Annotated in this window: 26 protein-coding genes; 7 read left to right on the top strand and 19 right to left on the bottom strand. The window is 66.6% G+C overall.

From position 1 onward, the window contains the following. Window positions 1-68 precede the first annotated feature (68 nt). Complete coding sequence (locus tag G011_RS0113675) at window positions 69-1235, bottom strand: enolase C-terminal domain-like protein (protein WP_026338282.1); 1167 nt, start codon at window positions 1233-1235, stop codon at window positions 69-71. Between the two features lie 115 nt (window positions 1236-1350). Between G011_RS0113675 and G011_RS0113670 the strand changes: the two genes are divergently transcribed. Together G011_RS0113670 and G011_RS0113665 are read left to right on the top strand one after the other, a co-directional pair. Next, a complete protein-coding gene (locus G011_RS0113670) occupies window positions 1351-2052 on the top strand; it encodes a GntR family transcriptional regulator (RefSeq protein ID WP_019608962.1) in 702 nt (233 codons plus the stop codon). Window positions 2053-2844: 792 nt separating this feature from the next. Next, window positions 2845-3378 (top strand): DUF2637 domain-containing protein, encoded by a 534-nt coding sequence (locus G011_RS0113665; RefSeq protein ID WP_019608961.1) that lies wholly within the window; start codon window positions 2845-2847, stop codon window positions 3376-3378. A gap of 292 nt (window positions 3379-3670) precedes the next feature. Here G011_RS0113665 and G011_RS0113660 read toward each other — a convergent pair whose 3' ends face one another. Further along, window positions 3671-6658, bottom strand: a complete 2988-nt coding sequence (locus tag G011_RS0113660; protein WP_196808516.1) for a helix-turn-helix domain-containing protein — start codon at window positions 6656-6658, stop codon at window positions 3671-3673. Window positions 6659-6784: 126 nt separating this feature from the next. On the opposite strand from G011_RS0113660, the gene G011_RS32465 reads away from it, so the two are divergent. The 3 genes from G011_RS32465 to G011_RS0113645 all read left to right on the top strand — a co-directional run bounded on the left by G011_RS32465 (window position 6785) and on the right by G011_RS0113645 (window position 9212). Next, window positions 6785-6997, top strand: a complete 213-nt coding sequence (locus tag G011_RS32465) for a hypothetical protein (protein WP_019608959.1) — start codon at window positions 6785-6787, stop codon at window positions 6995-6997. Window positions 6998-7210: 213 nt separating this feature from the next. Continuing rightward, a complete protein-coding gene (locus G011_RS0113650; protein WP_019608958.1) occupies window positions 7211-8050 on the top strand; it encodes a hypothetical protein in 840 nt (279 codons plus the stop codon). Then, a complete protein-coding gene (locus G011_RS0113645) occupies window positions 8037-9212 on the top strand; it encodes an ImmA/IrrE family metallo-endopeptidase (protein ID WP_026338281.1) in 1176 nt (391 codons plus the stop codon). The genes G011_RS0113650 and G011_RS0113645 overlap by 14 nt, the downstream gene beginning before the upstream one ends. A 603-nt stretch (window positions 9213-9815) precedes the next feature. Here G011_RS0113645 and G011_RS31135 read toward each other — a convergent pair. The 17 genes from G011_RS31135 to G011_RS0113565 form a co-directional block, all read right to left on the bottom strand. Beyond that, window positions 9816-11315: an RNA-guided endonuclease TnpB family protein gene (locus tag G011_RS31135; protein WP_196808514.1), complete on the bottom strand. Its 1500-nt coding sequence runs from the start codon at window positions 11313-11315 to the stop codon at window positions 9816-9818. Window positions 11316-11537: 222 nt separating this feature from the next. Continuing rightward, window positions 11538-12206 (bottom strand): hypothetical protein, encoded by a 669-nt coding sequence (locus tag G011_RS0113640; RefSeq protein WP_231391456.1) that lies wholly within the window; start codon window positions 12204-12206, stop codon window positions 11538-11540. Between the two features lie 118 nt (window positions 12207-12324). Next, window positions 12325-12663: an Lsr2 family protein gene (locus G011_RS0113635; RefSeq protein ID WP_019608955.1), complete on the bottom strand. Its 339-nt coding sequence runs from the start codon at window positions 12661-12663 to the stop codon at window positions 12325-12327. A gap of 136 nt (window positions 12664-12799) precedes the next feature. Beyond that, entirely contained in the window at window positions 12800-15931 is a 3132-nt protein-coding gene (locus G011_RS0113630; RefSeq protein WP_019608954.1) for a LysM peptidoglycan-binding domain-containing protein, read from the bottom strand. Continuing rightward, window positions 15928-16332 (bottom strand): pilus assembly protein TadG-related protein, encoded by a 405-nt coding sequence (locus G011_RS0113625; protein WP_019608953.1) that lies wholly within the window; start codon window positions 16330-16332, stop codon window positions 15928-15930. The genes G011_RS0113630 and G011_RS0113625 overlap by 4 nt, the downstream gene beginning before the upstream one ends. Window positions 16333-16340: 8 nt before the next feature. Then, the gene (locus G011_RS0113620; RefSeq protein ID WP_019608952.1) at window positions 16341-16775 is read right to left on the bottom strand and encodes a TadE/TadG family type IV pilus assembly protein; all 435 of its coding nucleotides are present in this window, start codon (window positions 16773-16775) and stop codon (window positions 16341-16343) included. After that, entirely contained in the window at window positions 16772-17119 is a 348-nt protein-coding gene (locus G011_RS0113615; RefSeq protein WP_051104365.1) for a TadE family protein, read from the bottom strand. The genes G011_RS0113620 and G011_RS0113615 overlap by 4 nt, the downstream gene beginning before the upstream one ends. A 56-nt stretch (window positions 17120-17175) precedes the next feature. Then, window positions 17176-17373: a hypothetical protein gene (locus G011_RS0113610; protein ID WP_019608950.1), complete on the bottom strand. Its 198-nt coding sequence runs from the start codon at window positions 17371-17373 to the stop codon at window positions 17176-17178. A gap of 13 nt (window positions 17374-17386) precedes the next feature. Beyond that, window positions 17387-18265, bottom strand: a complete 879-nt coding sequence (locus tag G011_RS0113605) for a type II secretion system F family protein (RefSeq protein ID WP_231391455.1) — start codon at window positions 18263-18265, stop codon at window positions 17387-17389. Continuing rightward, entirely contained in the window at window positions 18265-19113 is an 849-nt protein-coding gene (locus tag G011_RS0113600; protein WP_231391454.1) for a type II secretion system F family protein, read from the bottom strand. The genes G011_RS0113605 and G011_RS0113600 overlap by 1 nt, the downstream gene beginning before the upstream one ends. Continuing rightward, window positions 19110-20465: a CpaF family protein gene (locus G011_RS0113595; protein ID WP_019608947.1), complete on the bottom strand. Its 1356-nt coding sequence runs from the start codon at window positions 20463-20465 to the stop codon at window positions 19110-19112. Before G011_RS0113595 ends, G011_RS0113600 begins: the two co-directional genes overlap by 4 nt. Beyond that, complete coding sequence (locus G011_RS29830; RefSeq protein ID WP_019608946.1) at window positions 20458-21225, bottom strand: hypothetical protein; 768 nt, start codon at window positions 21223-21225, stop codon at window positions 20458-20460. The genes G011_RS0113595 and G011_RS29830 overlap by 8 nt, the downstream gene beginning before the upstream one ends. Continuing rightward, window positions 21225-21800 (bottom strand): SAF domain-containing protein, encoded by a 576-nt coding sequence (locus G011_RS0113585; RefSeq protein WP_019608945.1) that lies wholly within the window; start codon window positions 21798-21800, stop codon window positions 21225-21227. The genes G011_RS29830 and G011_RS0113585 overlap by 1 nt, the downstream gene beginning before the upstream one ends. Window positions 21801-21974: 174 nt before the next feature. After that, window positions 21975-22460: a hypothetical protein gene (locus tag G011_RS0113580; protein WP_231391453.1), complete on the bottom strand. Its 486-nt coding sequence runs from the start codon at window positions 22458-22460 to the stop codon at window positions 21975-21977. A gap of 224 nt (window positions 22461-22684) precedes the next feature. Beyond that, window positions 22685-23191, bottom strand: a complete 507-nt coding sequence (locus G011_RS0113575) for a hypothetical protein (protein ID WP_019608943.1) — start codon at window positions 23189-23191, stop codon at window positions 22685-22687. Between the two features lie 383 nt (window positions 23192-23574). After that, on the bottom strand, window positions 23575-24420 hold the full coding sequence (locus G011_RS0113570; RefSeq protein WP_019608942.1) for a hypothetical protein: 846 nt from the start codon (window positions 24418-24420) through the stop codon (window positions 23575-23577). Further along, a complete protein-coding gene (locus G011_RS0113565) occupies window positions 24417-25169 on the bottom strand; it encodes a hypothetical protein (protein WP_019608941.1) in 753 nt (250 codons plus the stop codon). The genes G011_RS0113570 and G011_RS0113565 overlap by 4 nt, the downstream gene beginning before the upstream one ends. Window positions 25170-25274: 105 nt before the next feature. Between G011_RS0113565 and G011_RS0113560 the strand changes: the two genes are divergently transcribed. Together G011_RS0113560 and G011_RS0113555 are read left to right on the top strand one after the other, a co-directional pair. Further along, complete coding sequence (locus tag G011_RS0113560; RefSeq protein ID WP_019608940.1) at window positions 25275-25832, top strand: hypothetical protein; 558 nt, start codon at window positions 25275-25277, stop codon at window positions 25830-25832. Further along, window positions 25829-26551 (top strand): hypothetical protein, encoded by a 723-nt coding sequence (locus tag G011_RS0113555; RefSeq protein ID WP_019608939.1) that lies wholly within the window; start codon window positions 25829-25831, stop codon window positions 26549-26551. Before G011_RS0113560 ends, G011_RS0113555 begins: the two co-directional genes overlap by 4 nt. Window position 26552 lies beyond the last annotated feature (1 nt).

The following is a 26552-nucleotide window of genomic DNA, read 5'->3' as shown; positions in this document are numbered from 1 at the left end:
GTGTGCGGGGCCGGGGGCGGGCGGCTCCCGTGTCCGCGACCGTCGCGGGAGCCGCCCGTCCCGGGCGGTCAGCCGTGCAGGCCCCGCAGGACCTCGTAGAACTTCGCCTTGCCTTCGAGCCCGATGCCCGGGAGGTCACCCGGCGCCACACGACCGCGGGTGACCACCGCGTCGTCGGCGAAGCCGCCCGTGGGCTGGAACTCCCCGGGGTAGGACTCGTTGCCGCCGAGCTTGAGGGCCGCGGCGATGTGCAGCGAGAACTGGTGCCCGCCGTGCGGGATGCACCGGCGGGAGGACCAGCCGTGCCGGGCGAGCATGTCCAGGACCCGGCGGTACTCCGTCAGCCCGTAGCTCAGCGCCGGGTCGACCTGGACGAAGTCGCGGTCCGGGCGCATCCCGCCGTAGCGGATCAGGTTCCGGGCGTCCTGGAGGGAGAACAGGTTCTCGCCGGTCGCGATGGGGTTGCGGTAGTCCTCCGACAGCGTCGCGTTCAGGGCGTAGTCCAGCGGGTCGCCGACCTCCTCGTACCAGAAGAGGCCGTACCGGTCGATGGCCCGGCCGTACTCCAGCGCGGTCCGCAGGTCGAACTTGCCGTTGACGTCCACCATCAGCCGGGACCCGTCGCCGCCCAGGACGTCGATGACCGCCTCGATGCGCCGGAGGTCCTCGGCCAGGTCGGCGCCGCCGATCTTCATCTTGACGACCTCGTACCCGGCGTCGAGGAAGCCCCGCATCTCGTCCTGGAGGTCCTCCAGGGTCTTGCCGGGCGCGTAGTAGCCGCCGGCGGCGTAGACGAAGACGTCCTTGTCCGGGTCGCCGTCGCCGTAGTGGTCGGAGATCCACCGGTACAGCGGCACTCCCGCGGCCTTGGCGGCGAGGTCGTGCAGCGCCATGTCCACCACGCCGACGGCGACGGAGCGTTCACCGTGTCCGCCCGGCTTCTCGTTGCGCATCATGACGTCCCACGCCCGGGCGGGCGAGAGTTCGCCGTTCCCGTCCAGCAGATCCTCCGGGGCGGCTTCGCGCAGCCGCGGCAGCATCCGCTCGTTCAGGATGGCCGTGGCGTTGTAGCGGCCGTTGGAGTTGAAGCCGTAACCCACCAGGGGCCTGCCGTCGACCACCACGTCACTGACCAGCGCCAGGATCGTGCAGTCCATCCTGCTGAAGTCGATGTACGCGTTGCGCATCGACGAGCTGATCGGGATGGTGCCGACGTGGGCGGAAACGATTCGCATGGGTCTCTTCCTGCCGAACTTGGTCTTATAAGACCCTTATAAGTTATGCGGAGCCTATACTGGCCGAGACGGGGGTCACAAGGCCGTGAGCGGGAATTTGGTGAGAGAGGTCACGATGACCGGCGCGAACGTCTTCTCCAGCAAGGGCGGGCTGGCCTACACCGAGCTGCGCCGCCGCATCACCTCCGGTGAACTCGCCCCGGGCTCACGCCTGCCGCAGTACGAACTGGCGGAGGAGATGGGGATGAGCATCACGCCCCTGCGCGAGGCGATCAGGCGGCTGGCCAGCGAGGACTGGGTCGTCATGGACACCCACCGGGACGTACGGGTGGCGCCCATGAGCGCCACCGAGGCCCGCGAGCTGCTGGAGGCCCGTTTCTCGCTGGAGCCCTCCGCCACCGAACTGGCCGCGCTGCGCCGCACCGAACGCGACATCGCCACGATGAGGGCGGCCGCCGACGAACTCCTGCCGGTCACCCGTACCTGGGGGGAGGAGGCCATCGCGGCGCACCGGGCCTTCCACCGGGCGATCTACGCCGCCTCGCACAACAGCGTGATGACCAGGCTCCTGGACGACCTGTGGGACAAGGCCGACCGGTACCGGCGGATCGGCCTGGAACTGCCCGCGGGCGCCGAGCCGCGCACCCTCGACCTCAACCAGCACCACGAGATCCTGGAGCTCGTCGCCGTCGGCGACGGCGCCGCCGCGGCCGGACTGGTGCGCTCCCACATCCGCAACAGCCTCGGAGCCGTGGTCACGGACACCCTCGAAGGCAGGGAGCGCGCCTACCACCCCATCGCCGGGCGTTCGGCCTGAGGCCGTCTGGCGTACCGGCCCCACGACCGCGCAACGGGACGCAGCGCCCCGCCGACGCCCGTGCCGCCCGCGCGCCAGCGGCCGGGGCGGCGGTCGGCGTGCGCGGTCGGCGCGGACCCTGCGCCGACCGTCCCCGGACACGAAAAAGACCTGGGGCTTCTCTCGCTCTCGCGATGTGAGAAGCCCCAGGTCGGAGCGCGGAGGATCGGGGATTTGAACCCCGGATGGGCGTAAACCCAAACCGCATTAGCAGTGCCGTAGTTCAAGGTTTGACTAGTGTCGGTGCATGCCCTCTGATGCCATTTCGTATGGTCAAGAGGGGTTCGGACTGTCAGGGCATGTTGCCCCATCCCAGCTCGTACCGGATGGTTCTTGCCGACTCTTCACCAACCACCTTAACAGATGGCAGTGCATACGTCTGTAGCAACCCTTTGGCAATGCGGTATCCAACCTACCACCAATGCGGTACCAACGCCACCGATGCGTCCGCTGGAGCACTGGTACAGAAGCAACGAAGTTTCGTCGCTCACTGTGCTGGTTGGTGAAGCCTGAGCGTGGACCGAACGGTGCTGTATTGCAGGTCGTTCGTCTTCGTGCCTGAGGCGAACCGGTAGGCGCCCAAGGCCTCTAGAGAAACGGGATCGATTTTTTCCCAGAGGCCTGTCACATTCTTGGTGCTGAGGACCCTTCCTCTGTCGAAGACAGAGTGAAGCGAGGTGGGCCCTGGCCGAGGAAGACAAGACCAAGGAAGAGCCGAGAACCGATCTGTTCATCCGCGGAACCACCAAGCTGGTGGTCTGTGGAGTCGCCGTCATCGCCGCTATCGTCTCCTACCGGCACGCATACGCCGTGGTCACCGAGTACGGAGAGAGCGGGGCCACAGCGATCATGATCCCCCTGACGATCGACGGCCTGGTCTACGCGGCGTCGATGGTCATCCTGCACTCGGCCAGAGTTGGGGTGAAAGCTCCTCCCTTGGCATGGATGCTGCTGTGGCTCGGGATCACGGCAACCTTGGCGGCGAATGTCGCTCACGGGTGGCAGAACGGGCTCGTCGGGTCCATTGTGGCCGCGTGGCCAGCTGTTGCTTTGGTGGGGTGCTATGAAATGCTCATGTGGCTTGTGCGCACCAACGGCAAAGCTGACATGGAAAAGCCCACAGAAGCATTAGATGTCGATCAGCGGGCCATCAAGGCGTACAGGGAGAGTGTGCGTATTGGGAGTCCACTCTCTGAGCGCAGGATCGCTGAGAAGTACGGTAGGTCTCGGCGCTGGGCGAGAGCGATCATAGAAAGGTCAGCAGAACAAGGAGAAACCTGGAAATAAGAAGGTGGCAATGAGGTTGCCGTCTCTTTTTGTATTCAGGCTGCTATGAGTTTTTGGTGCGTGTACCGGTGTGGCCCGTTCTGGTACACGCACCCTTCTTTGCGAGTGTTCGCTGTTGATAGCTGTACGGACCGTCGGACGAGTTGTGCACCTCGTGGACCAGTTTGGTACGCCTGTGGTACGGGCTGGTCCGGGCGTGCCACCCCTTGGCCGTCACCACTCAGCGTGTGCTTACGTGACGAACCACCGGCCATGAGGGGATCCGTTCAGCGCAGTACGAGCCGCAGGCGGGTCACAGATCTAGTTCGTCCCAGGACCACGGCTGTGCGGGGGAGCCGTCGAGTTCACGGCCGTAGGGGAGCAGGGATGAAGGCAGCGTACGGAGTTGGCCAGCATTCATGATCCGGTGTTTCCACACTGCCGCTGCTTCCTTCTGCCCCATCCGGTGAAGCTCTTCCGAGAGCGGGTCAGGTCCCAGTTGGATGCTGGGGTCAGCGTGGTTGGCGGGGTCGCGTTCTAGCAGAGCGGCCACCGCCTGTTTCTGCCCCAGTTCACGCATCGTCTTCAGTAGAAGGGCGACGCCTGCTGGGTCGGTGAGGTCGACGTGGTTGGCAGGGTCGCGTTCCAACAGAACCGACATGGCTTGCTCCTGCCCCGCCTCATGCAGTTCCTCCAGCAGTTGGGCGACTGCGCCTGGGTTGGTGAGGGGGGTGTGGGCAACAGCGTGAGTATCCAGAGCCGCCAACATCAGTTTCTGCGCCTGGTAGTACAACGTGTCCAGCAAAAGGGTGATGTCTGCTGGGTCGGTGATGTCTGCTGGGTCGGTGAGGTCAGGGTGGGCGACAGAGGCGCGTTCCAGCAGAGCCGCCACAGCCTGCTCCTGCCCCGCCTCACTCAGTGCCTCCAGCAGTTGGGCGACTGTGCCTCGGTTGGTGAGGTCGGCGTGAGCGACAATGCGAGACGCCAGGTCCCTTGCCGTCAGTCCGCTTCCTGTTTGAGGCATCTCACGAAGCTGTCTCACTAAATGGAGGGCCTGGTGAGGGTCGGAGAGATCGACGTGGCCAGCGATGCGAGTCACCAGCTGCGCCATCGCTTTGTCCAACCCCTCTTCACGCAGCAGCCGCAGCAGAAAGGCGACACCTTCGGGGTTGGTGAGGTCGATGTGGTTGGTGGGGTCGCGTTCCAGCAGCGCGGCCACGGCCTGCTCCTGCCCCAGCTCACGCAGTAGCTGTAGCAGAAAGGCGACACCTTCGGGGTTGGTGAGGTCGATGTGGTTGGCGGGGTCGCGTTCCAGCAGCGCGGCCACGGCCTGCTCCTGCCCCAGCTCACGCAGTAGCTGTAGCAGAAAGGCGACACCTTCGGGGTTGGTGAGGTCGATGTGGTTGGCGGGGTCGCGTTCCAGCAGCGCGGCCACGGCCTGCTCCTGCCCCAGCTCACGCAGTTTCTTTAGTAGACGGGCGACGCCTTCGGGGTTGGTGAGGTCGATGTGAGCGGTGCGGACGTGTTCTAGGAGAGCAGCCATGGCTTGCTCTTGTCCCGCTTCATCCAGCAGTTGCAATACACGGGCGACAGCTCCTGGGTCAGAAAAGTCGGTAGTCGTCCAGTAAGTGCTGTACCTGTGCGGGTAGACGTTCCGGGTCAACAAAGGCACCAGATGCTGGCTGAAGGTGCCGGAATGGGCCGAAGACGCCCGAAGCCAGAGCCGGACAGCGTGCTGGAACAGTCCACGGCGTTCGGCGGCCTCGGCCAGGGAGTGCAGGGTGTCGGGGTCGTGGGTGTGGTCGAGCAGGGCCTGCCACAGGGCCGGGCTGCCGAGTTGGCCGGCGCGGCGGCGGCCTAGGTGTTGGTCGAGGTAGTCGGCCGGTTCGTAGACAGCCTCGGCGCCGGCGCGGGACACGTGGGGGTGCAGTGCGGTCAGGGTGTGGCGGATGTCGGTGCGCCCGCCTCCCGGGCGTCGACCGCTGCACAACGCGGCCAGTGCGGCCCGGGCCCAGTCGGGATGGGTGGGGCGTTCGCGGGGGTCCAGGTCCGCGTCGGCGGCCTGGGCGAGCAGGGCTGCGGGCAGAGGAGCCCGGTGGCCTAGGCGGCGGGCGTCGATGGCGGCGGTGAGCAGGGCGTGTTCGACGGCGGTGAAGGTGTGGCCGGGGCCTTGGTCGTAGGCGGCCAACAGGGCAGGGCCGCCGCTGAGGTGCTGGACCACCCGGCCGCGGTCAGCGGCCCCGGCCTGGAGGGCATCGCGCATACGCCGGTCGCCGCGTGACGTGGCCCACGTCTTCCACTCGTCTTGCTCGCCAGGGGAGAGGCGGCCGGGGACGGGGATGTGGATGGTGGCTGGGTCGGTGAGCAGTTCGCGGACCTGGGCGTGCGGATCGGCGGAAGTCCCGAACTGGGTGAGCTCTTCCCAGTAGGGGGAGGTCCACAAGGTGCCCACGGCCACGATGCCCGTGCGCTGGTGCAACAGGTGGTGCAGGGCGGCGGCGGCCTCGGCAGCGCTGGTGCCGTAGAAGAAGCGTTGGGCCTCGTTGAGCCACAGCACCACCTGGTCGTCCACCTGCCCGTCGGCCAGAAGACGCAGGAGGTCGTTCGCAGTGGACGGGCGCAGCAGGCGACGGCGGGGGGCCAGTGCGTGCAGGGCTTCGTACAGGGCGCGGGTCTTGCCGGTGGAGGAACCGCCGGTCAGCATCACCAGCACCGACGTTTCCCCGCCCAGAGCAGGCTCCAGGGCCTCACACAGCCGGACGTCGTGGGGACGGGGCAGGTAGGGGGTGAGGAAGGGGTAGCCGCCCGGGTCGGGGGCGGGCAGTACCGCGGCGTGCACCTGCAACTGAGCCGGGGAGAGGCGATCCGCCCCGGAGGCATGGTCGGCGATGAGGGTGTGTCCGGCGTGCGGGTGGGAGGTGAGGGTGACGTCGCCGCCGGCCATGATCACGGTGCCGGAAACATCGCCCTGGACCGTGTGGACGACGCTCGGGCCCGGCGCTGGACCCTGTCCAGCTCGACGGCCGGACACCGGCTTCGCCCCGACAGCGCTCTCGCGTAGCGCCAGGAGCGGGCCGTTGTCCAGACCGAGCGCTCCGGCCAAGGCAGTGACCGTCTCCTTGGACGGGATCGCCCCGGTGTTGTTGAGGGCCGCGGTGACTGTGGTGCGGCTCAGGGCCGCGCGTGCGGCCAACTGGCTCTTGCTCAGCCGCGCTTTCAGCCGGGCGGTGTCCAAACGATCGCCCAGCTGAGCGCGCGCGTCCTGTGGTGCGGGCTGCTCGCATGTATCTGCTTGCCCCACACCCACTCCCACCGTGCCCGCCATGTCTGTACGTCGTTATTCATCTTTGTCCAGCTGGTCATCGTCGGCCACCCCTTCGACCAGATTCGACGCCGACAACGCCGAACCGGACTGGAGAAGAGACCCATGGTTGAGCTGATGGTGCTGTTGGCGATGGCCTGCGTCCTGAGCGGGCTTGTGGCGGTACTGGCCGGGGTGGGGGCCGCCTACCTGGCCCGCCGTGACGGGGCCAGTTACCCGAGCGCGATCGGCCGCGCTGCGGCCACCGCCGCCGCGACCCTCACCGTCATCGCTGCCGGGGCCACGGCACTGGCAGCTCTGGTTGCTCTGTCCAGCTGATCACCGCAATTCCGAGGTGGAGATCGGTGACGGCCTGGCTGAGGACAACGAAGGCTCAGGAGGTCACCCCGGTCTAGCAGCCGCACCGCTGTGAGGTGCTGAGGCACAGGAGAGGCGAAGGACACACCAAGATTGAGCTAGACTCGGGCAAAACTAAAGTGATACCTGTAGTCCACTGCTTGATTCTCAAGCACAGTGAGATGAGGAGCCTGCATGTCCGGCGCTGAGGAAGTGTCCCCCTGGGCAGTGGGGAAGTTCGGCCAGCTCGCCCCTGAGGTCCAGCGCAAGGTCATCCAGGCTCTGGGGAACGCCCACCAGCGGAGCCTGAACGGACACATCGAGATGGAGCTGGGCAGCAACCACGCCTACGGTCTGCTCTGGCTAATCCAGCACGAGGAACTGGTCCGAGAGCTGAAGGACCTGGACGGGGTCCAGGTGTTCAAGCCTCATGGGGCTCAGTACCAGTTGGTGAGGATCGGCAACGTCGTGCTCTACCCTTGGCGGTACTCCGACGTCAGGGAGGCCAGCCCAGAGCAGGCGATGATGAAGAAGCTCACGGAAATTCGGCGCACCCTGCTCTCGCTGGCCCCAGCCCCCGAGTACGGACAGCTCACGTTGGACGAGGACCTGTTGTCGGAACAGTCCGAAGCCGAGTGGGAACAGACCCAGGAGGAGATCCGCCACCTGGCCGAGGCTGCGAGCGTGGTGTTCATCGCTTATGCGAGCAACCCGCGCTCAGGCATCACGCACGCGGTCTGGGGCGACGCGGCCTTGACCGCGGACGGACGCGAAGTGGTGTGGAACCACCAGGAACCCTTGCCTCTGGCCCCCACGAGCGGGATCGGCTGGGGAGAGAGTGGTCTGGAAGGCGGAGGACGTCCTTCGCCCGTGCGACCCCTCTCGCCCTCGGGGGGCGGCGGTGGCACCGCTGCTCGTAGGTTCGACGACGCGCCGATGACGACTCCTTCGCTCGCGCCTCGCCGACCGCTGACCCATGTGGACAGCGAAAAACCCGAAACGACCACAGAGACCGGAACCGATGAAAGGCCATGAACAACTCCGCCTGGTGATCAACGAAGGCGGCAACGAGCCTTCAGCAGCGCAGATCGCGGAAGTTTTCGATCCGGCCAGGATGACGCAGGCCCGTCACCTGGCCGGTATCACCAAGACGGCACTGGCACAGCAGATCGGCATCAGCGCCGCTGCAGTCGGCCAATGGGAGTCAAGCACGACACCCCCGCGTGCTGACCACCTACAAAAAGCTGCGGAAGCCCTTGATGTGCCTGTGGATTTTTTCGCCTTGGGCAGACCATACGTTGCTGTGGACTCCGCTGGAGCGTATTTCCGGAGCCTTCGATCCACGCGCGTATCACAACGCCAGAAAGCCATTGCTTTCGTGCAGCAAACATGGGAGCTCGCCTACGCTCTAGAAAAAAGAGTCGAGTACCCTCATGTGGACCTGCCTGGTTTCCGTGGTGGGGAAATATGCCACGAAGAAATACCGCAGAGCCCCCAGGAGGCTGCACGTTACCTACGTGAATACTGGGGGATCCCCGAGGGGCCGGTTCCGCATGTCGTTCGTGAGATGGAGAACCGTGGAATCATCGTCACGCTGATTCCTTTCGCTGGTAATGACACGGCCAGGATCGACGCGTTCTCCGTGCCCCGTTTGCCCAGGCCTATGGTCGTGCTCACACCGGACAGGGCCAACAACGTCTACCGACACCGGTTCACCGCTGCCCACGAACTGGGCCACCTGCTCTTGCACGGAGACGTGCCCTCAGGAGACAAGACTCAGGAGAGTGAAGCAGATGCCTTCGCAGCGGAGTTCTTGACTCCCGCTGCGTCGATGAAGAAGGTGCTCCCTGCCAGGCTCGACCTGAACAAGCTGACCGAGCTCAGCAGGACGTGGGGGGTGGACTTGAAGTCTTTGATCTACAGATCAAGGGAGTTGGGTCTCTTCTCTGGTGCTACCGCGCGAAGGGCATATCAGGCTGTCGCCAAGATGGAAAAGTTGAACCTTCTGGCTCCGGAGCCGATCAGTAATTACCCGGGTGAGGTTCCTTGCCTTTTGCGTATGGCCTTCGGCTTGGCTCAAGAGCAAGGAGTCACGCATCGTGGTCTCGCGAATGAGCTTCGGTGGAATATATCGCGTTTGCGGTTGCTTCTTGGAGAGGATGAAAGGAGGCCGAAGCTCCAGATAGTAAGGAGCTGAGGAGAAAATAACGACAAATTTTTAGCATCACGGCTTGGGTGGGGAAGGTGCATGTGCGCCTTCCCCGCTGTGGTATTTTTTTAGTCTTCCTGGATGCTCGTATTCTCCCCGATGGATCGTGGTCAGCAGATGAACACCCGGTTTTTCTAGGCCCTGCTCCTCAGGTGCTTCCCAGCGATGCTCCTGCTGCGGCAATCTCCTTCACCTCACCGACCGGGGCAATGGGGACACGGGTCCGGCCGGTCACCCCGTGCGCGCGTGGGCCTCACGGGGTTTCCCGTCCCCCTGTCCTGCATGTCCACGGTCATCCCGTGCGCGCGTGAGCTTCGCAGCCGCGGCGCCCTCGGACACCGTAGCCAGATCGGTCACCCTGTGCGCGCGTGGGCTTCACCGGCCCGGACTCTCCCGTCGCGGGCCGCGCACCGGTCACCCCGTGCGCGCGTGGGCTTCACAGCAGCTCGGTGATGATCGTCAGGTCGTAGGGCGGTCACCCCGTGCGTGCGTGGGCTTCACGTCCTGGCCGCAGCCGTGGCCGTGGGCGCGTACGGTCACCCCGTGCGTGCGTGGGCTTCACAGCCGCTGACCTGCGCCGCAGCGAGGGCGTTATGTTCTTGAGACACGCGTTAGGGATGTCGGCGGATTACTCCGCCGAGGTGGCGCTAGCCCTTTGAGACCAGCGTCTTCCCGCTTCGATGGACGCTGCCCACGCTCCCAAGAGAGCTGGGGACTGACACGACCTCCACGGGCGTTCACGGACTCCCCTCTACCAGGGGCACCGGTGCCAGACGGCACTTCCGCATGGGCGGCGATATTGCGCGCCGCGTTCAGATCACGGTCGACCCGCAACCCGCACTCGGCACAGACGAACACCCGCTCGGACAGAGAGAGGCTTGGGTTTTGCCACCCACATGCCGAGCAGGTCTTACTGGAGGGGAACCAACGATCGCAGAGCGCGAGTTGGGACCCGTACCAGGAAGTCTTGTATTCCAACTGACGGCGTAGCTCTCCGGGAGCTGTGTCCAAGACGGACCGGTTCAGCCCGGCCTTGGCTCGTACGTTCGTTCCCGGCTTGTCCTTGGTGCCGCGAGCCGAGTGGGTCATGCCCGCCACGTTCAAGTCCTCGACCGCCACGAAGGCGAATGTGGTGCACAGACGCTTGGTCAGGGCGTGCAGGAACGTGGCGCGCTGCTCAGCCACCTGGTGGTGGAGCTTGCCCACTCTGGAAGCCGCCTTGCGCCGTCGCTTCGATCCCTTCTGCGTCCGTGCCAGGGCACGCTGTGCCCTGCGTAACCGGGTGGTGGCCTTGGCCAGGTGTTTGGGGTTGTCCACGAGAGTGGTGCCCTCGATCGGTGTGGACAAGGCGGCCAGGTGGTGCACACCCCAGTCGAGCCCAACTCTGTTGTTAGCGCGCTGGCGTCGGGTGGGGCCGGGAAGGTCGGACTCGACCTTGCACAGCACGCTGGCGTACCAGCGGGATCCGCTACGGGAGATGGTCACCGACTGCACCTTGGCCTGGCTAGAGGAGACCAGGCGGTGCAAGCGTTTGGCTGAACCATGCAGGCGTACCGTCCCGAGCTGGCCGGACAGCTGCAGGCGCCTGTAGCCCTCCAGACGCAGGACGGGGCGTCCAGAACTTTGATGGAGACGGAAGGAGTCGCGGCTGCGGAACTTCTTCTTGAACCTGGGGTAGCCCACCCGGCGCCCGGCTCGCGTACCGCGGTAGGAGTCGATCCAGTTCTGCCAGGCACGGTCAGCGTTGATCCAGGCGGACTGGAAGACGTGCGTGGGGATCTCGGCGTGCCAGGGGGCGGTGCCGTCGATGCCCTTGGCAGCGTCGCCGCGTAGCATCTGGAAGGCCTTGTACACCTGCGGCTTTTTAGGGACCTTGACAGTGCCCTTGAGCCGGTCACGGGCCGCCTTTTCGCCCACACCGGTGGCGACGAGTGCGTCCACCCGATCACGCCACTGCTGGTGGGCTTCCTTCTTCATCGCGAGCGCGAAGTTGAACGCCAGTCGGGCGTTGCCTGAGTAGCGACTCAGAGTCTGCAGTTGGGTCGAGGTGGGGTCGAGCGTGTACTTGAACGTGCGCAGTACTTCAGCCACGACTTCCACCTCCCGCCACCATGTCGGCTCAGAGCGCCATTCATCGCGAGCCTAGGTGGTTGTCAGTAAATGCCTGCGCGTGTTGGAATCACCTGTGAGATAAGACGCGTTAAAAGATCCCAGATGCTGGCTTTGCGGATTTTTGAGGGCGTGAGTCGATGTCTGCCTGCTGGGGCCACGACGCTGTGTGCCGCGACCCCAGTGGGGGAGGTCTCCATGGTGTTAAGAGGCGGTGCTTGCATCCTCGTAGAGGGCGAAGGGGTGGACGGGCCGATCGGGGCTGAACGGATCGAACCAGGCCTTCACCTCAGAGCGTGCTTCTTCGTCCCGTCGCGCAGTTCGAACATAGTAGAGCTCTTCGTGATCGAGGTCTTCGTAGACGGTTTCTTTGAAAAATTCGAGGGCGCGTGTGACGCCTGGCGAGTTGAGCTCGTGCAGCTCCAGGGAGGACTCCGCTTGCTCCAGGAGTATCTTGAGAGCGAGTTCTTCGGCTGTGGAACTCAGCATGCGCGAACCGCCGCTGACAAAACGGCTGGTCATGGCCACTGTGGTGACGAGGAAGTGGCGGGCGAACCGGGCGTCGTAGAAGTGAGCGTAGGCCTGAGGCAGTGCGTACAGGCTCATCGTCACGACGTCTTCGTCCGCGGCTGTGGAGTCGCTGGTAGTGAGCGCTGCGACGTCCATGAACAACTCGTCGATGAAGATTTCGCTGGCATAGACGAGGGAACCTGCTGCGAGCTCGGCGTCTTCGGCGCTGACCAAAGGCTCCTCCCCGGACTCCTCGCTGTGGTGGCCGAAGTCTTCGCTGGTGAAGGCCTTGAAGCGTGGGGCCATCGCGCGCATCACAGGCTCTTGAGTGGGGACTTCGTTGTCGAAAACACTCTGAGGCATGATGGTCTCCGTGGGGGTGTGTTAGTAGCGGTGGGCCGCTACGTTGCTGGTAGTGGTACCTGCACTTCCGGTAGCGAGGGAAGACACCTGGTCGGCCTTCCCTCGCTACTGAGCGGAACTAGGAGCTCCGGGCCGCTTCATACTCTTCCACGATGGACTGCGGGATCCGTCCGCGCTCGTTGACCGGCTTGCCGTTGGCCTTGGCCCATGCCCGAATCTCGCCGCTGCGCTCGCGCGATGTGGTGGTGCGCGTTCCCCGCTTGCCGCCCTTGGCCTGCTTGGCGGGTGCCTTGCGCCCTGCCTGGACGAAGGGCGTGATGGCCTCCCGAAGTTTGGTCGCGTTGGTGCCGCTGAGGTCGATCTCGTAGACGGACCCGTCCAGCCCGAACTCTACGGTCTCCTCTGCCTCGCCGCCATCGAGGTCGTCGACCAGGAATACCTGAACTTTCTGTGCCATAGTGTTCCCCCGTGTCTTTGTGGATACGTGGAAGAAAGTAGCACACAAGGACAGTGCAAGGTCAAATCAAATCGTTGTGTGTTCCCCTGTCATGTTCTTGCTTGAGGGGCTTTGGTAGGAGGAATGCTTGCCGTTATTAGCTGGCGTGCCCGTGCTTTCTGAGGTCTTCCAGGAGTTTCTCTGTCTCCTCCGACATCTCCAGGTCCAGCTGGTCCAGGGCGATGTGTAGACGCTGTACAGCCCGAGTGATCGCCTCAGGGTTGTGTGCTTTGTGTTCGACGCGGAACAGGTCGCGATAGAGCAGCTCACACGCGGGATCCAGTTCGAGAACCTTGGTCAGCGCGGTGCGTGCGGCTTCCAGGAAGCCGTCGCGCAGGTGGCGGGTGGCGATGGTGTGGGCGACATCGACCATCGCCGCGTGCATCTCCGGCTTGAGGGGTTCGGCCCATCCGTAGCGGTCCAGACCCACCCCGCTGAAGGGCTCATCGCGGACCATTTCCAGCGCTTCTTCGAGAAGGGTGGTGGCTCGTTGGGTGTCCTCGGCCAGGCCGAGCTTGGCCAGTTCCTGGAACACCTCCCAGTCACAGCCCACGCTGGGGGCGAGCACGTAGGTGCCGTTCGTCTGGGTGGGCAGGTGCGGGGCTCCGGTGGCGTCGCGGCCCAGCCATACGCGCAGCTTGGACAGGTGGGCGCTGCGTGTGGAGGCGGTCCAGGGGCCGCGGGGGCCGCCCATGCTGCGGGAAATCTGGTCCGGGGTGCGCCTGGGGCGCAGTTTCAGATAGCAGGCGAGTTCGGTCAGTGAGCGCCGACGTCCGGGTTCCAGGGTGGAGGTGTCCGGGCCCAGGATCTCCACCTTGCCCAGCACCCGCAGTTGCACGTCGTAGTCGGTCAAGGGCTTGGGCCGTAGGGCGCCCAGAGGCTGGGGCTGTACGGATGCGGGTTCGGACAGGTCCATCAGCACCGACATGGACGCCGACGGCGTCGCAGGTGAGGCGGTGCTGTGGGTGGAGACGCGCTGGGGTTCCTGGGGCACCTGCTCCCACCCGGGCGCGGGAACGCTCACCGCGACCTCTGCCGTCTTCAGCAGGGTGCGGATCTGGGCGTAGGAGTCCTGGGAAACACGTTGCAGGGCGATGGCGAGGCCGTCGAGCCCCGGCAAGGTCTGCTCGCCTTCTGCTTGCAGGTGCCATCCACCGGGGAGTTGGTGGTCCTCGGTTTCTCGGGCGACCAGGGCGATGGGCGGGGCGGCGGCCGAACCCAAGATGCGGCTCAACCGGTCCAGGTGCTGGGCGCTCAAGGGCCGGGCGGACAGCACCACCTCGGGCGCGATGTCCTCACTGGGGCCAGCGGAGGCATACTCCAGGGTCTGCAGCTCCAACTCCTTGAGGCAGGCATCCACATCAGCGAAGGCTCTCACCCGGCCGGTCTTGACCAGTTGGGCCAGACCGGGGGCGACGTCGCCGATGCAGGTGACGTTGACGTGGTCGGCTGCCGGTGAGGTGCTCAGTTCCACGGCCAGAGAGGTGAGTACTTCGGTGACTGCGGTGTCTTGGCCGGAGAGGCCGATGGCGCCGACCTGGGGCAGGTCCACCAGGACCTGTGCCCCCTCACGGTCGTGTCCGAGTGTGGCTAGGCCGGGATAGGGGGCGGGGACCTGGCGGGCGGCCTCCTCGCTCAGCAGCGCCGGTGAGGTCGTGTCCACACGCCAGGCGCGTTCGCCGAGCTGGCGAAACGGCGTCACCGGGATCCCCTGGTTTTCGCTGACCAGCAGCTCGCAGTCCTGTCCCAAGCGGGCGCCCTGGATGTGGGGCAGCGGGGTCTGGGTGGAGGCGCACTTGGCCGACAGGCTGCGCAGTGCCCGGTCCAGCAGCTCGACCGAAGCCGGGTCCGAAGAGGTGTGCAGGTCGGCTTCGGCCTGCTCGACTTGCGGATCTTCGCTTTGGGCAATCCGGTGCCCGGGGCGGCGTTCGCGTTGTTGGACGCGCCTGCGCATGAGCAGGATGGCGCTCAGCCCGGCGGCGGCCAGCGCGCTGTAGCCCGCCCAGGGGGCTGCGGTCTGGGCGAGGTCGGAGTCGTCCGCGGCCAGTGTCGCGTCGAGGAAGACCTCTTCGTCTTCAGCCTCGGCCTGCGGGTTTTCCGGTGCTGCGACCGGCGGTGCCGGGGGAGGGGGTGCGGGCTCGGATTCTTTGTCCACAGGCTGTGGATCGTCCTGGGCTTGTTCCTCTCCTGCGCCGTCCGGGGCGCTGCTCTGCTCGCCGGAAGGGGTGGTGTCGTCGGTGGCGTCCGCGGACTCCTCGCCGTCTGCGCCTTCTTCCGTCCCGCCTTCTGCAGTCGGTTCCCTAGGCTCCTGGGGCGCGCCCTCGTCAGGGGTGTCGCTGGTGGGGATGGTCAGGTCCCAGCCCGGGTGGATGAGGTCGGGATCGGTCAGCGCACCGCCCCCGTCCTGGGGCTGCCCTTCGTTGACCTCGAACACCTGCGGGTAGGCGTCAGCCTCGCCCAGATGGTCCAGGGCGATCTGGGAGAGGGTCTCGCCGTCCTGGACCGTGTGCACGGCCTCCTCAGCCGCTTCTTCTCCTTGAGCGGGAGGGTTCTGAGAGTCTGTTGCCCCTGTGGGCAGGACCAGCTCCCAGCCGGGGTGGGGGAACTCATCCCCGGTGAGGATTACGCCGTCACCCATGACCCGATCCCTGTTCAGGTCGACGATCTCGGTGTAGCGCTCCCCGGCCCCGAGTTGGGTTTCGGCGATGCGCCAGTAGGTGTCACCGTCGCGGACCACGTAACTGCTGTCGGCAGCTTCCTGCTCGGCCTCGGTGGCACTCTCCTCGACGCCAGGAGAGGAAGAGGTGGTGTTGACCGGTGTCTGTGTCATCTCCACTGGCACGACGGGGGTGGCGGCCATCGCGGTTTGGCTGGACAGGCCCACCACGACGGTGGAGACCAGTCCGGCGGCCAGGCCCTGGGCCCACCCCAGACCGGGAAGGCGCAGTACCGGTCGGCGCTGTGCCTGGGCGATGACTTCCAGGGCGATGAGGGCGGTGAAGAGGACCCAGCTGGCCCAGGCGAGGGTGGTCAGCGCGGTCAGGAACAACGTGCCGTCGTCGGGGCGGGTGAGGGCGTCGACGAGCGCCTGCACCGACCAGCTGCCGGGGTTGGGCAGGTGCCCCACGGCCAGCAGCAGGACGGGAGCTCCAACAACGACCAGCAGGATGCCGGCGAGCGCGGCCAGGCCGGTCAGGGTGGAGCGAACAGGATGATGGGTGTGCTTCATGGTGTGCCCTCCTCGCCAGCCAGGCGGGCGGTGGCCGATCCGGACGCGGACAGGTCGCTGATGCCGATCAGGGACAGGAACAAGGTGGGCTCGGTCAGGGTCACCTCGACGCTGACGGTTTCCATCCCCGCGGTCACTGTGCCGGTGGCACCAGACGTGGTCAGGTAGGCCTGGGCGGCGGTGCGGGCCTGGTGGGGATCCAGACGGGTGGCTTGGCCGCGCATGAGCGCGTCCACGTCCACGGCCTGGGCGCCGGCGCGGGCGGCTTCCTCGGCCACGGCCTGGGCGCGTTGGGCCGCGCGGATCTGCGCGCCGCCGTCGAGCACCAAACCGGCCACGAGCAGCAGTCCCACCACGCCGATGGCGAAGAACAGCGTCAACTGCCCTTGGTCCTCGCGCATGCGGGGTTTCATTGGCTGGTCTCCCGGTAGGTGTCGATGGGGCTGTCGATCTGGGCGTCGATCTCCATGCGCCCGGGCAGAACGGGCACCAGTAGGTCGGAGAGCAGCACGTTGCAGGACACGTGCGCGGTGACGGTGCCGCGGGTGCCGGCGGCTTTACCGAAGTCGGACAGGTCGACTTCCACGCTCATGCCCTGGCAGGTCAGCCCCTGGTCGGCCAGGGTCGCGGTCCCCGCGGTGACGGCGCTGGAGCGGGCCTGGGTGGCGGTGCGGGCGATGCTGGCCTCGCGGGCTGCGGCCCGGGCGGCTTCCTCCACCCCGTGCGAGGCGATCTGGATACGGCCGATGGCGATGACCGCGGAGACCACCAGCAGCAGCCCGACGGAGAGCACCGCCAGCTCCAGCGTGGAACTTCCCTGGTCGCGTGTGCGGCGTGGGGTCATGGTCTGGTCCAGCGCTCCACCGGCCCGGAGGCCTCTTGGGACACCGCGATGGGCACGCCCGGGATGAGGGAGACGATCTGGCCCGAGACGCTCACCTGGATGCGGGTGGCACTGGACCCGGTCGTGGACACGGTGGCCTGGCCGAGCATGCCCCGCCCCTGGGCGGCGGCGAAGTCTTGGGCGGCATCGGCCGCCTGGAACACCGTGGCCCCCTCCGCTCGTCCCGCGGAGACGCCTTCTTGGGCGGCGGCCAGGGCCACGGAGCGGCCGTAGTACCACAGCCCGGTTTGGATGGCCACCATCACCAGGAGCAGCACCGCGGGGAAGAGGATGGCCGTCTCCAACGTGACCGAGCCCCGGTCCTGGCGCCTTTCTCTGGTGCGGGGACGAGGCGGGGCCACTACTGAATGCCCTCGATGCGCGAATTGACGGCGGAGGTGATGGCCGCGACCAGGGCGATGGCCAGTCCCATCACGCCGAGCGCGATGATCGCGGTCTCCAGGGTGCCCAGCCCGGAGTCGTCGGTGTCCTTCGTCGTCACAGCGCGGTGCAGGTCGCACATGCGCTGGCGCAGGGCGGCAAAGAGCACAGGAATCATGGGTACTCCCAGTTCAGATGGTGGTGTCGAGGAGACGGCTGAGGACGGGGTAGAACAGCATCGCCAGGAACGTCAGGCCCATCAGCGCGATGGGCACCACGAGCCGTTCGTTGGTTTCGTTGGCCTGGGTGCGCTGCTCGGCGAGGATCTGGTGGCGCAGGGACCGGGCGCGGGCCATGAGCGCGTCGGCGACCGCAGTGCCTTCCGACCCGGTGGTGGCGATGTCGGCGATGTCGACCAGTTCGGGCACGTCCAACTCCCGGCTCAAGGTCCGCAGCCCTTCCCAGGCGGGTTGGCGGGCCAGCACCGCGTGGTCCAACGCTTGGTGGATGGTGCGCCAGATCCAGGTGTCGGCCACACGCGCGGCCTCCATCAGCGCCGCGTCCAACCCCAACCCCGAGCGCAGGGACAAGGCTGTCAAGGTCAGGTAGGCGGTGACGGCCTCACGGACCTGGGCCTTGGCGCGGTCCGCGCGCTGGCGGATGAGGGCATCCGGGATCAGGAAACCCACGATCGCGCACGCCAGGGCGAACCCGGCGGGTACGACGAGGGGCACGGGGGTTCCCACCAGCCAGAGGGCGGCGCTCATCACCATGGGCGCTGCGGCTCCGGCGACCAGGCCGCCGATCTTGTAGGCCACATAGCGCGCTGGGCTGATGCGCGCCAGCGCCAGGCGCTGGTGGGGTGCGCGCACCAGGGAAGAGGCGGCCAGGCGCTCCAGGTGCACTCGCAGGCGGGGCCGCCACCCCGCACCGGTGCCGGGGCGGTGTGCGGTGGAGGCGGATCCGGCGATCACGGCGCGCAGGTCCGGGTGAGCCGGCACCAGCCCGGTCACCACCAGCGTGGCTCCCAGCCCGAGCAGGGCACCGAGGGCGAGAGGAAGCAGCTCCATCATCCCTGCCCTTCTTCGACCAGGAACCGTGGTGCGGGTGCCGGTGTGGTCAGGCGGCGCATCCACACCATGGACAGCACGAAACAGGCCACGACCGCGGCCAGAGCGAGCTGGCCGGTGGCAGCCGCGTAGGGGTCCATGAAGTCTCCGAACACCGCCAGCAGCACACCGGCGCCGAGGGTGAGCATGATGACCAGCCGGGCGGTCGTGCGGGGCTTGGAGCGTTCGGCTTCGATCTGGCGGTGCATCGCCACCTCGGTCGAGACCAGGTCGGCCAGCTGCGTCAGGGCGTGCGCCACTCCGTGGCTGCGGCTACGGCTGGCCTGGACCAGCTCGGCGCACACCAGATCCCCGACCGGGGAGGCCAGCTCGGTGGCGAAGGAACGCAGCGCGTCCTCGGTGGTACGCCCGGACCGGATCCGCGCGGCCAACCGTTCAACCTCAGGCGTGATCGCCTCGGGAGCCGACAAAGCGCTGGAGACCAAGGCCTGCTCCACCCAGATCCCAGCGGACAGCCGGGTGGCCAACAACCGCACCCACTCCTCCACCCCCTCCAAACGGGCGATGGAGCGCTGGGCCTGCTTGCCGCCACCGAGCAGGTAGGGCAGGCCCACCACGGCCAGGGGGGCGATCACGATGGCCAGCACCCACCCGGTCACCGCCCACCCGGCCGCCCCCAACACCACACCGGTCGCGGCGAGCACGAGCTGACGCCTGGTCCAGGGCACACTCACACGTCGCGTGCGGGACGGGCTCGTGGGGGTGCGGCGCAGGCCCACGACCACGAGCAACGCGCCCGCGGCCAGTCCGGCGCCACACACGGCGGCGAGAACACCCACAGACGTCACCACACACCTCCCATCTGCGGGACCGGGCTGCGGCCACGCTGAAGCCAGCCCATGTCGAAGCCGACGCGCCGCAGCTCGGGCGCACACTGGGGAGCGATCCCGGTGGGCACCGCCTCAGCAGTGTTTCCGGCAGCGTGGAAGAGGGTGTTCAGGGCAGGGCGGCCCCCTTCACCCATACCGACGACCTCGCTGACCTGGTCAACGAACCGGGTCCGGCCACCGCCCAGGGCGGTCTCGTCCCACATCTGCAGGTGCACGATCACATCCACCGCGCCGGCGATCCACCGGTAGGCCACCTCCGGGGTGACCCCGTACCGGCCGCACAACACCACCAGCCGCTCGATGGCGTCGGGGGCCGAGCGGGCGTGCAGGGTGCACATGCTCCCGCCGTCGCCGGTGGACATCGCGTCCAACATCGGGATGACCTCGGACCCGCGCACCTCACCCACCACAATCCTTGAGAGGTTCATCCGCAGGCTGTCACGCACGATCTCCTGCAGACTCACCTCACCGGCCGCACGCCCATCCGCACCGATCTCCGAGCCGCCCTCGCGGGCTTGGAAGGCCACCAGGTGCGGGTGCTGGTGCTGGTCGACCTTGTCCAGGTGCAGCTCGTACTCCTGCTCGGCCGTGGCCCACCGCTCATGCGCCGGGATCAGCCCGGCCAGGGAGCGGATGAGGGTGGTCTTACCGGAGTTCTGTCCTCCGCACACGATGATGTTGCGCTTGGCCCTGACCGCGGCGCCCAGGAACTGGGCCAGCGCTGGGGTGAGGGCCTTCTTCACGACCAGGTCCTGCACCGTGGCGGTCTGCAGCAGATGGCGACGGATCACCACCTGCGGGCGCTTGGTGGTGGCGATCACCGCGGCCAGACGGGAACCGTCAGGCAGCTCCATGTGCAGCCGCGGGTGGGAGGCCGACAGGCTCCGCCCGGCCCGGGAGGCCAGGAACTGCAACTCGGCGACGAGCTCCTCGTCGGAGTCAGCCACCGCCGGACCGCGCACCAGCTGCCCGGACTGCAGACGCAACCAGGTGGTGTCACAGCCGTGAATCTCGATGTTCTCGGTATCCGGGCGCAGCAGGGGCTGCAACCGTCCCAGCCGGAAGACCGAATCGAAGAGAGCCTCCCGAAGCCATGTGGTGTAGGAGCTGGCCGGGCGCTGCCCGGCGGTGATCTGCTCCTTCACCCAGGAAGCGACGGTGCGGCCGATGATCTCCCGGCCGCGCTCCTGCTGGTGCGCCTGGGACACACGGCTGGAGCTGAGCCGATCCACCACCACATCACGCAACTGGCGCACCACCGCCCAGTCCAGTTCCGGGCCGGAAGCGGGCAGCACCTCGTACTCACCCACGGCCACTCCCCGCGGACAAGAAGGTGTGCACGTCACGGCGGGGATCCTTGGTGACCACGTGGCTGACCAGCCCACCCGTGCTGCGCATCAGTGCCGAGTAGTCGAGCTTGCGCCCCCACCGTCCCGACTCCAACGCCCGAGCGCCCTTGGCATCGAAGGAAATCCGCATAGCGCGGGCCCCCAGACTCTGGTCGACGTCCCGAGGGCTGTAGGGGCCGCGCTGCACCACCACCGGCAAGATCGGCACGTCAGAGGTGGCTTTCCACCGACGGATGACCGGCGCGGCCAAGGCCACGGAGTCCAGTTGGGCGCGCAGCACCACGAGCACCACATCAGCACGAGAAAGCACCGCGTCGGGCCCGTCCACACCCAGGCGTCCGCAGTCCGCGATCACATCCAAGGGAGGCTGGCCTTCCCGTAGATGGAAACCCGTGAACACCTCGGCGAGTTCAGCCCAGGTCTGGCCCAGCGCGGCGGCCGTGGTCGGGTCCGTCAGGCCGGGCAGGATCACCTTGGTGTGCTGGGGCGGGTCGAGCGAGACCAGCTGAGAGGCCACATCATGGGACGTTAGGACGTCCAGCGAGGCGAGATTGAGTACCTGGTGGCTGCCGGTCAGCGACGGCATGAGCCTTGGGCGCAGGTCTCCGCCGGACGGGTCCAGCTCGGCCAGCAGCACCGTTTTCTGCCAGGCCAGCGTCATCGCCAACGCGAGGGTGGAGGCGCCGGGGGAGCCTTTGACGGAGGTGACGCACACCAACATCAGCGACCACCACCCGGGGACTCCACGACCAGCGCGATACGGCCCGTGGCCACCCGCGCGGCCAGCACCGCACCGTCGGTGGCCGGGGTCTGCACGTCCACCACCGTGATGCCGTCCATGTCCACCTCACCCACCCGCAGCACCGTGGCCCGCACCGACGCGGGCAACTCGGTAGGAACCTCACCGCCCTCGCCGGGGGTGCTCACCACCTGCACCACGTCCCCCGCACGCAGGCCCTGCGCGGGAAGCTGGGAGGGGCGCAGCGCGATCGCCACCAGCTGGTGCCCGGCCTCGGGCAGGGGAGCGGCATCCAGCGCTGACTCCGTCACCAAGTCCCCAGGTGCTAGCGGCTCGGTCACCGTCTGACCGATCACCTCCTCGACCTGGTCAGCGGAGATGGTCGCCACCGGAGCTTCCGCCGACACCTGGGCCGAGGTCAGATCTTCTGCGACCAAGGCCTGGCCCACGGGCACATCGCGCGCCACGACCAGCACCGACGTGCGCTCACCCACCGACTGCACCAGCGCGGTCCCGGCCAGGCCACAGGTGGTGATGAGCAGCACGCCCAGCACCATCAGCCACGGTCGGCGACGTGTGGGCGGAGAGATCGTCGGCGCCGAAGCGATGTGCGCACCAGGCGTATCAGGGTCGGCTGGGGCGCGTTGTGGGCGCGGCGGAGCAGCCGTCATCGCGAAACCTCACAAGGTCTGGGGAGAGGGGACAACGGGGGATGTGAACAGGGGAAGGGCCTACTGGACGATGGCCTGTGACTCACCGACCGCCAGCGTCGACTCCGAGGCTCGGGTCAGCGTCTGCCCGCCCGAGGCGCCCCCGCCTGACCAGGAGATGTCCCAGTAGACGGTGGCCGTGATGGGGTAGGGGCCTGACCCGCTGACGCGCTCATAGGTGTGGGTGCACGAGGAGGAGCCCCCGGTGGTGTAGGGGCGGCCCGCGTTGTAGCAGGTGACGGTCGAGCCGTCGCCCATGTCCCACTCCACCCGATCGGGTGTGGCGGTGGCGGTCACGCTGACCGAGCCCGCGGTGGCGGTACGGCTGACCTCGCTCCAGGTCTGGCCTTCCACCCACAGCCATACGGGCAGCCCGACGAGCGCGGTGCTGTCAGGGGACGGTGCCAGACCGATCTCAGGCAGTGGCAGCGGTAGGAGCTCGATGGCCTGGGCCGCGACCTGGGCCGGAGAGACCGTGTTCGTCGCACCCGTGGTCGAGCAGGTCACTGTCTCACTCTCGGTGTCGCACTGGGGCTCAGCGTCAGCCTGCCCCTGGTCGGCAGTCGCACCGCCCTCAGGTGCACTCGGAGTGCTTGGGGAGCCGCCATCCTCGGCGATAACCCAGCAGTGCCCTTCGTTTGAGCACACGACAGTTCCGTCCGCTGAGACAGGAACAGGCAGTAACACGGTGAGCCCCACGACCACCAGCGCCGCGATGAAGGGGGAACGCTTCAGCATGTGCGTCCCTCCTCCGGATTCAGCTCCACCAGGACCCAGACACCGTCCTGCTGCTGCGCCCGGACGTTGAGCACACGACGCGGATCCTGATCGGGAGCGGCCTCCAACGCCTGCCCGTTCTGCACGGGCTGCCAGGTGCTGTCGTCCCAACAGTCCGTCAGCACCGCGCTGGGCGGATCGGAATCCATGTCCAGACCAGTGACTTCCGGATCCATACCGGGCTCACCCTGGAAGGTGATGTCGGCCTCACCGAAGGTGGTGCCGTCCTCCAACATCGAGTCATAGGCCTGACCAGTGGCGTACTGCTCCAGACGTTCGCCTGCGGTGCCCATGTCCAATTCGCCCTGCAACAGGTCGATGTAGACCTCGCGAGCGGACCGGTAGGTCTCCAGTACGGTCGTCGCCTGTTCGTCATCGATCGTGGGCTCGGACTCGACTGGAGCGTCTTCGGTATCCGATGCCGTCGAGCAGGCGGTCAGACAGAGCGCTGCTACGGACAAGGCCGCAACGCTCCAGGGTCGGATACAGCTTTTGGGGGACAGGGGGACGCGCACGACACCTCCGTACTGACAGCAGCGTCAGGGCAGCTGAAGGCTGCCCGCACAGGGCTCGGGGGATGTCGCACGAGTGTAGGAAACAGACGGTAAAGCGCAAGCAATGGAAAATAAATGACTTTAGTCCCGGTTGGGTTCCAGAAAGCCCTTATATGCGGCGATGTGGGCCTATGTTCCTCCCTCCAGGGCGCCGCTTCTCCAGAATCACATTTATGTGACGAAGTCGTCACGCTGGGGTGGATGTCTCGGGTTGGTGTGGGCGTATGTGCAGGAACACGAGGCAGGGGACGGCGTCCACGCCGTCCCCTGCCTCGTGTCTGTTACGGCTATTAGATTGCAGAGGCGTGGACTTGCTCCAGAGCCCCCAAGATGTGCTCCCACTGGGACAGACGAAGGTTCTTACGAGAGTTCACAGTGATGCCCAGTACCTGGGAGATGTAGGCCAACGCCTCATCACGGTCCGACAGGCCCGCCTCACGCATCCGGGTGTGGAGCTGGGCCAGGTGCCAGGGCTCGACCATGGGGTCTTCCTCGGGCTCGTCTGCCGATACACCGTCGGTGCCTGCTTCGTCGACATGTGGTTCAGGGAGCAGCTTCAACAGGTCGGCGTCATCGCCGAGCTCTCCGGCACGCACCGCAGCGAGCAGTCGGGGTTGCTGGGTCTGGTCAGGAGTCCACTGGAACTGACCCGTGGACTTCGGAATGGTCACGGTGGCCACGGGTACGAGCTCGCCCGTGTCAGGGTTCCTCAGGCGTCCCTTCTCGTCCAGGTCCTGTTCCAGCACGGTCAGGTACTTCGGGCGCACTGTCCGGATCACCGCTTCGGGGTGGTGTTCGATCAGCCACTGCACCACGTCCGGGTTGGCGAGGACCCCAGGGTCGATGTCCTCATCGATCTCGGTGGGAGCGGTCTGATCCACGAACTCTGTGATGGCGGCCTTATCCCATCGGATCCGCGGTGCTGGACGAACGAAGGACAACGTCCCCAGCGTCGTCCCATCCGGAAGGGTCGCTGTCAGGCTCTTGACCCCGGCCCGGACGTAGGGGAGCAGGCACGTGCGTGCGTGCCTGCGCGCGGCCTCAGAGCGTGCGGTGGCCTCATCCAGCACACTGCGCGCCGTGGCCACGTCCAACACCGCCGTACTCATCTGCTCCGGAGACAGGGCTTCACTCACTGGTCCTCCTGCTGCTTGCTCTTCTTCGTGCTGCTGGGCGCCGTGCCGTGCTTGGCGGCGATCCGTTCAGCCCGAGTCCGCTGGTCCTTGGTGCTGGGGCTCGCAGACGCGGTGGGGTACGGCTTTTCGGACGGAGTCCCGACCACGCTCAGCTGGGTTCTCTTGCCTTCGCTCGTGCCTGCGGGGGCGGCGAGGTGCTCCTTGCGTGCTTGTGTGAGTTCTCGCAGCTCATCGGCCACGTCCTGGGTCAAGCGTCCGTGTGCCAGGAACTCGTCGATCTCAGCGGAAAGGACCGCGAGAAGTTCCGGGGTAGCGCTCTTGGTAGCGCGCGTGCGCAGCCCCTGGATCTGGCGTGGCGTCAAAGGCCTGGGCGGAACAGGGGAGCGGCGGGCCGGGGCAGGGCGTTCGGTGGGCATGACCGCCCGGATGGCCCGTCCCCAGGCGGCCGTCTCAGCGTTCTGCAGCTCCGCGTCCAGGGTGTACTCGGTGCGGCCGGGAAAGGGCGTCCACGCAACCCCCACTCCGGGAAGTCGGTCGTCGGGGGAGCGGTAGGCGGCGGCGGTGTAGACCAGGAAGGTCGTGGTGACGACCTTGCCGCGCTCGTCGGTGCCTTCGATGCGCTCGACCCGGTAGGGGCGGCTCGGGTCCAGTGGCCGGAGCGCACCTTCGGGATGTGCGGTCAGGAATGCGGCGAGGCGTGTGTCTACGTCGACATAGCCGTCGTCGTAGGTGGGATGTGCGCTGTCCATGAGTCCTCCTGCAGGTTGGCGATCCCCCTGATTGACAACTTCAGATTAGTAGCTAATCTAAAGTTGTCAACCCTGGGGCGTTGCCCCCTCTACGAAAGGACACCCATGTCGCTCGATCTCTACTTCGTCCACACTCACGTCCAGAACTCCCTGGGCGAACTCGTCCACGCGCTCTCGGCCCATCCCTGCGACCCGTCCACACCCACGCACGGGCAACTCATCCACTCCGACAACCCTGATGCCGGAGAAGGCTCCTACGGAGTACTGCTGTGGACCGACGAGGGAGTGCTCACGCTGGTCGGCGTACAGCCCTGCTGGCGGCGCAAAGGGATCGCCACCGCCCTGTGGAACCAGGCGCGCAAGCTCTCCGGCCTGCCGCTGGACACAGTGCCCGTGCGTACCGCACTGGGCGAGGTCTGGCTTCAGTCCCTGGGTATCGACGCACCGCTGGAACTACTCAACGGTCCCATGATCGGCCGGGAAGAGACCCTCGGTGCCACGCCCCGCCAGTTGGCTCTGGACGACGTGGACGCCACCGCCCAGCGCATCGTCGAACTCCTGGGCAAGGGGCCTGACATGCTGCCCTACATCCGGGCCCTGTGCGCCCCCACCCACCAGGACGCCGCAGAGCAGATGCACGCGCTCCAGGCTGAGCAGTCGTGACCTTGCACGTCGTCCAGTACTCCGGGGGCATCAGCTCCTGGGCCGTCGCCCGGGAGGTCATCGACCAGTACGGGCCGCAGCACGTGGTCCTGCTGTTCGCCGACACACTCGTCGAAGACCCTGACCTCTACCGGTTTCTCATCGACAGCACTGCCCTGGCCGGTGTCCCACTTACCCGAGTGGCCGACGGCCGCACGCCCTTCCAAGTGTTCTGGGATCAGAAATTCCTCGGCAACAGCAGGATCGCCCCCTGCTCCTACATACTCAAACAGCTCCCGTGCCGACGATGGCTGAAAGAGAATGCTGATCCAGAGGACACCATCGTCTACGTCGGCATAGGAGAGTCTGAAAAACAACGTGCTCCTGCCATTGCCGCTGGGTGGAAGCCGTGGGAAACGCGGTTCCCACTTCTCGGGCGCCCCAAGCTCATCCCTGAGGTGCTGCTTGAACAGGCACGCGCTCTCGGTTTAACGACTCCGGTGATGTACGACCAGGGCTTCGCCCACAACAACTGTGGCGGGTTATGCGTACGCGCAGGCCACAAGCACTGGCGGCGTGTACTGCAGGTCCACCCCGAACGGTTCGCCCAGGCGGAACGGGAAGAGGACCGCTTCCGCGCAGCCCACGGAGACGTTTCGATCCTCAAAGATCGGCGCGGAGGGAAGACTAGGACCTTATCGCTCAAGGATTTTCGGATCCGATTCTCTGCCTCCAGTTAAA

The sequence above is a fragment of the Nocardiopsis sp. CNS-639 genome (genome assembly GCF_000381685.1).
Lineage (GTDB): Bacteria > Actinomycetota > Actinomycetes > Streptosporangiales > Streptosporangiaceae > Nocardiopsis > Nocardiopsis dassonvillei.
The sequence above is the reverse complement of the archived record's forward strand: the minus strand, read 5'-3'. Positions and strand labels throughout refer to the sequence as shown.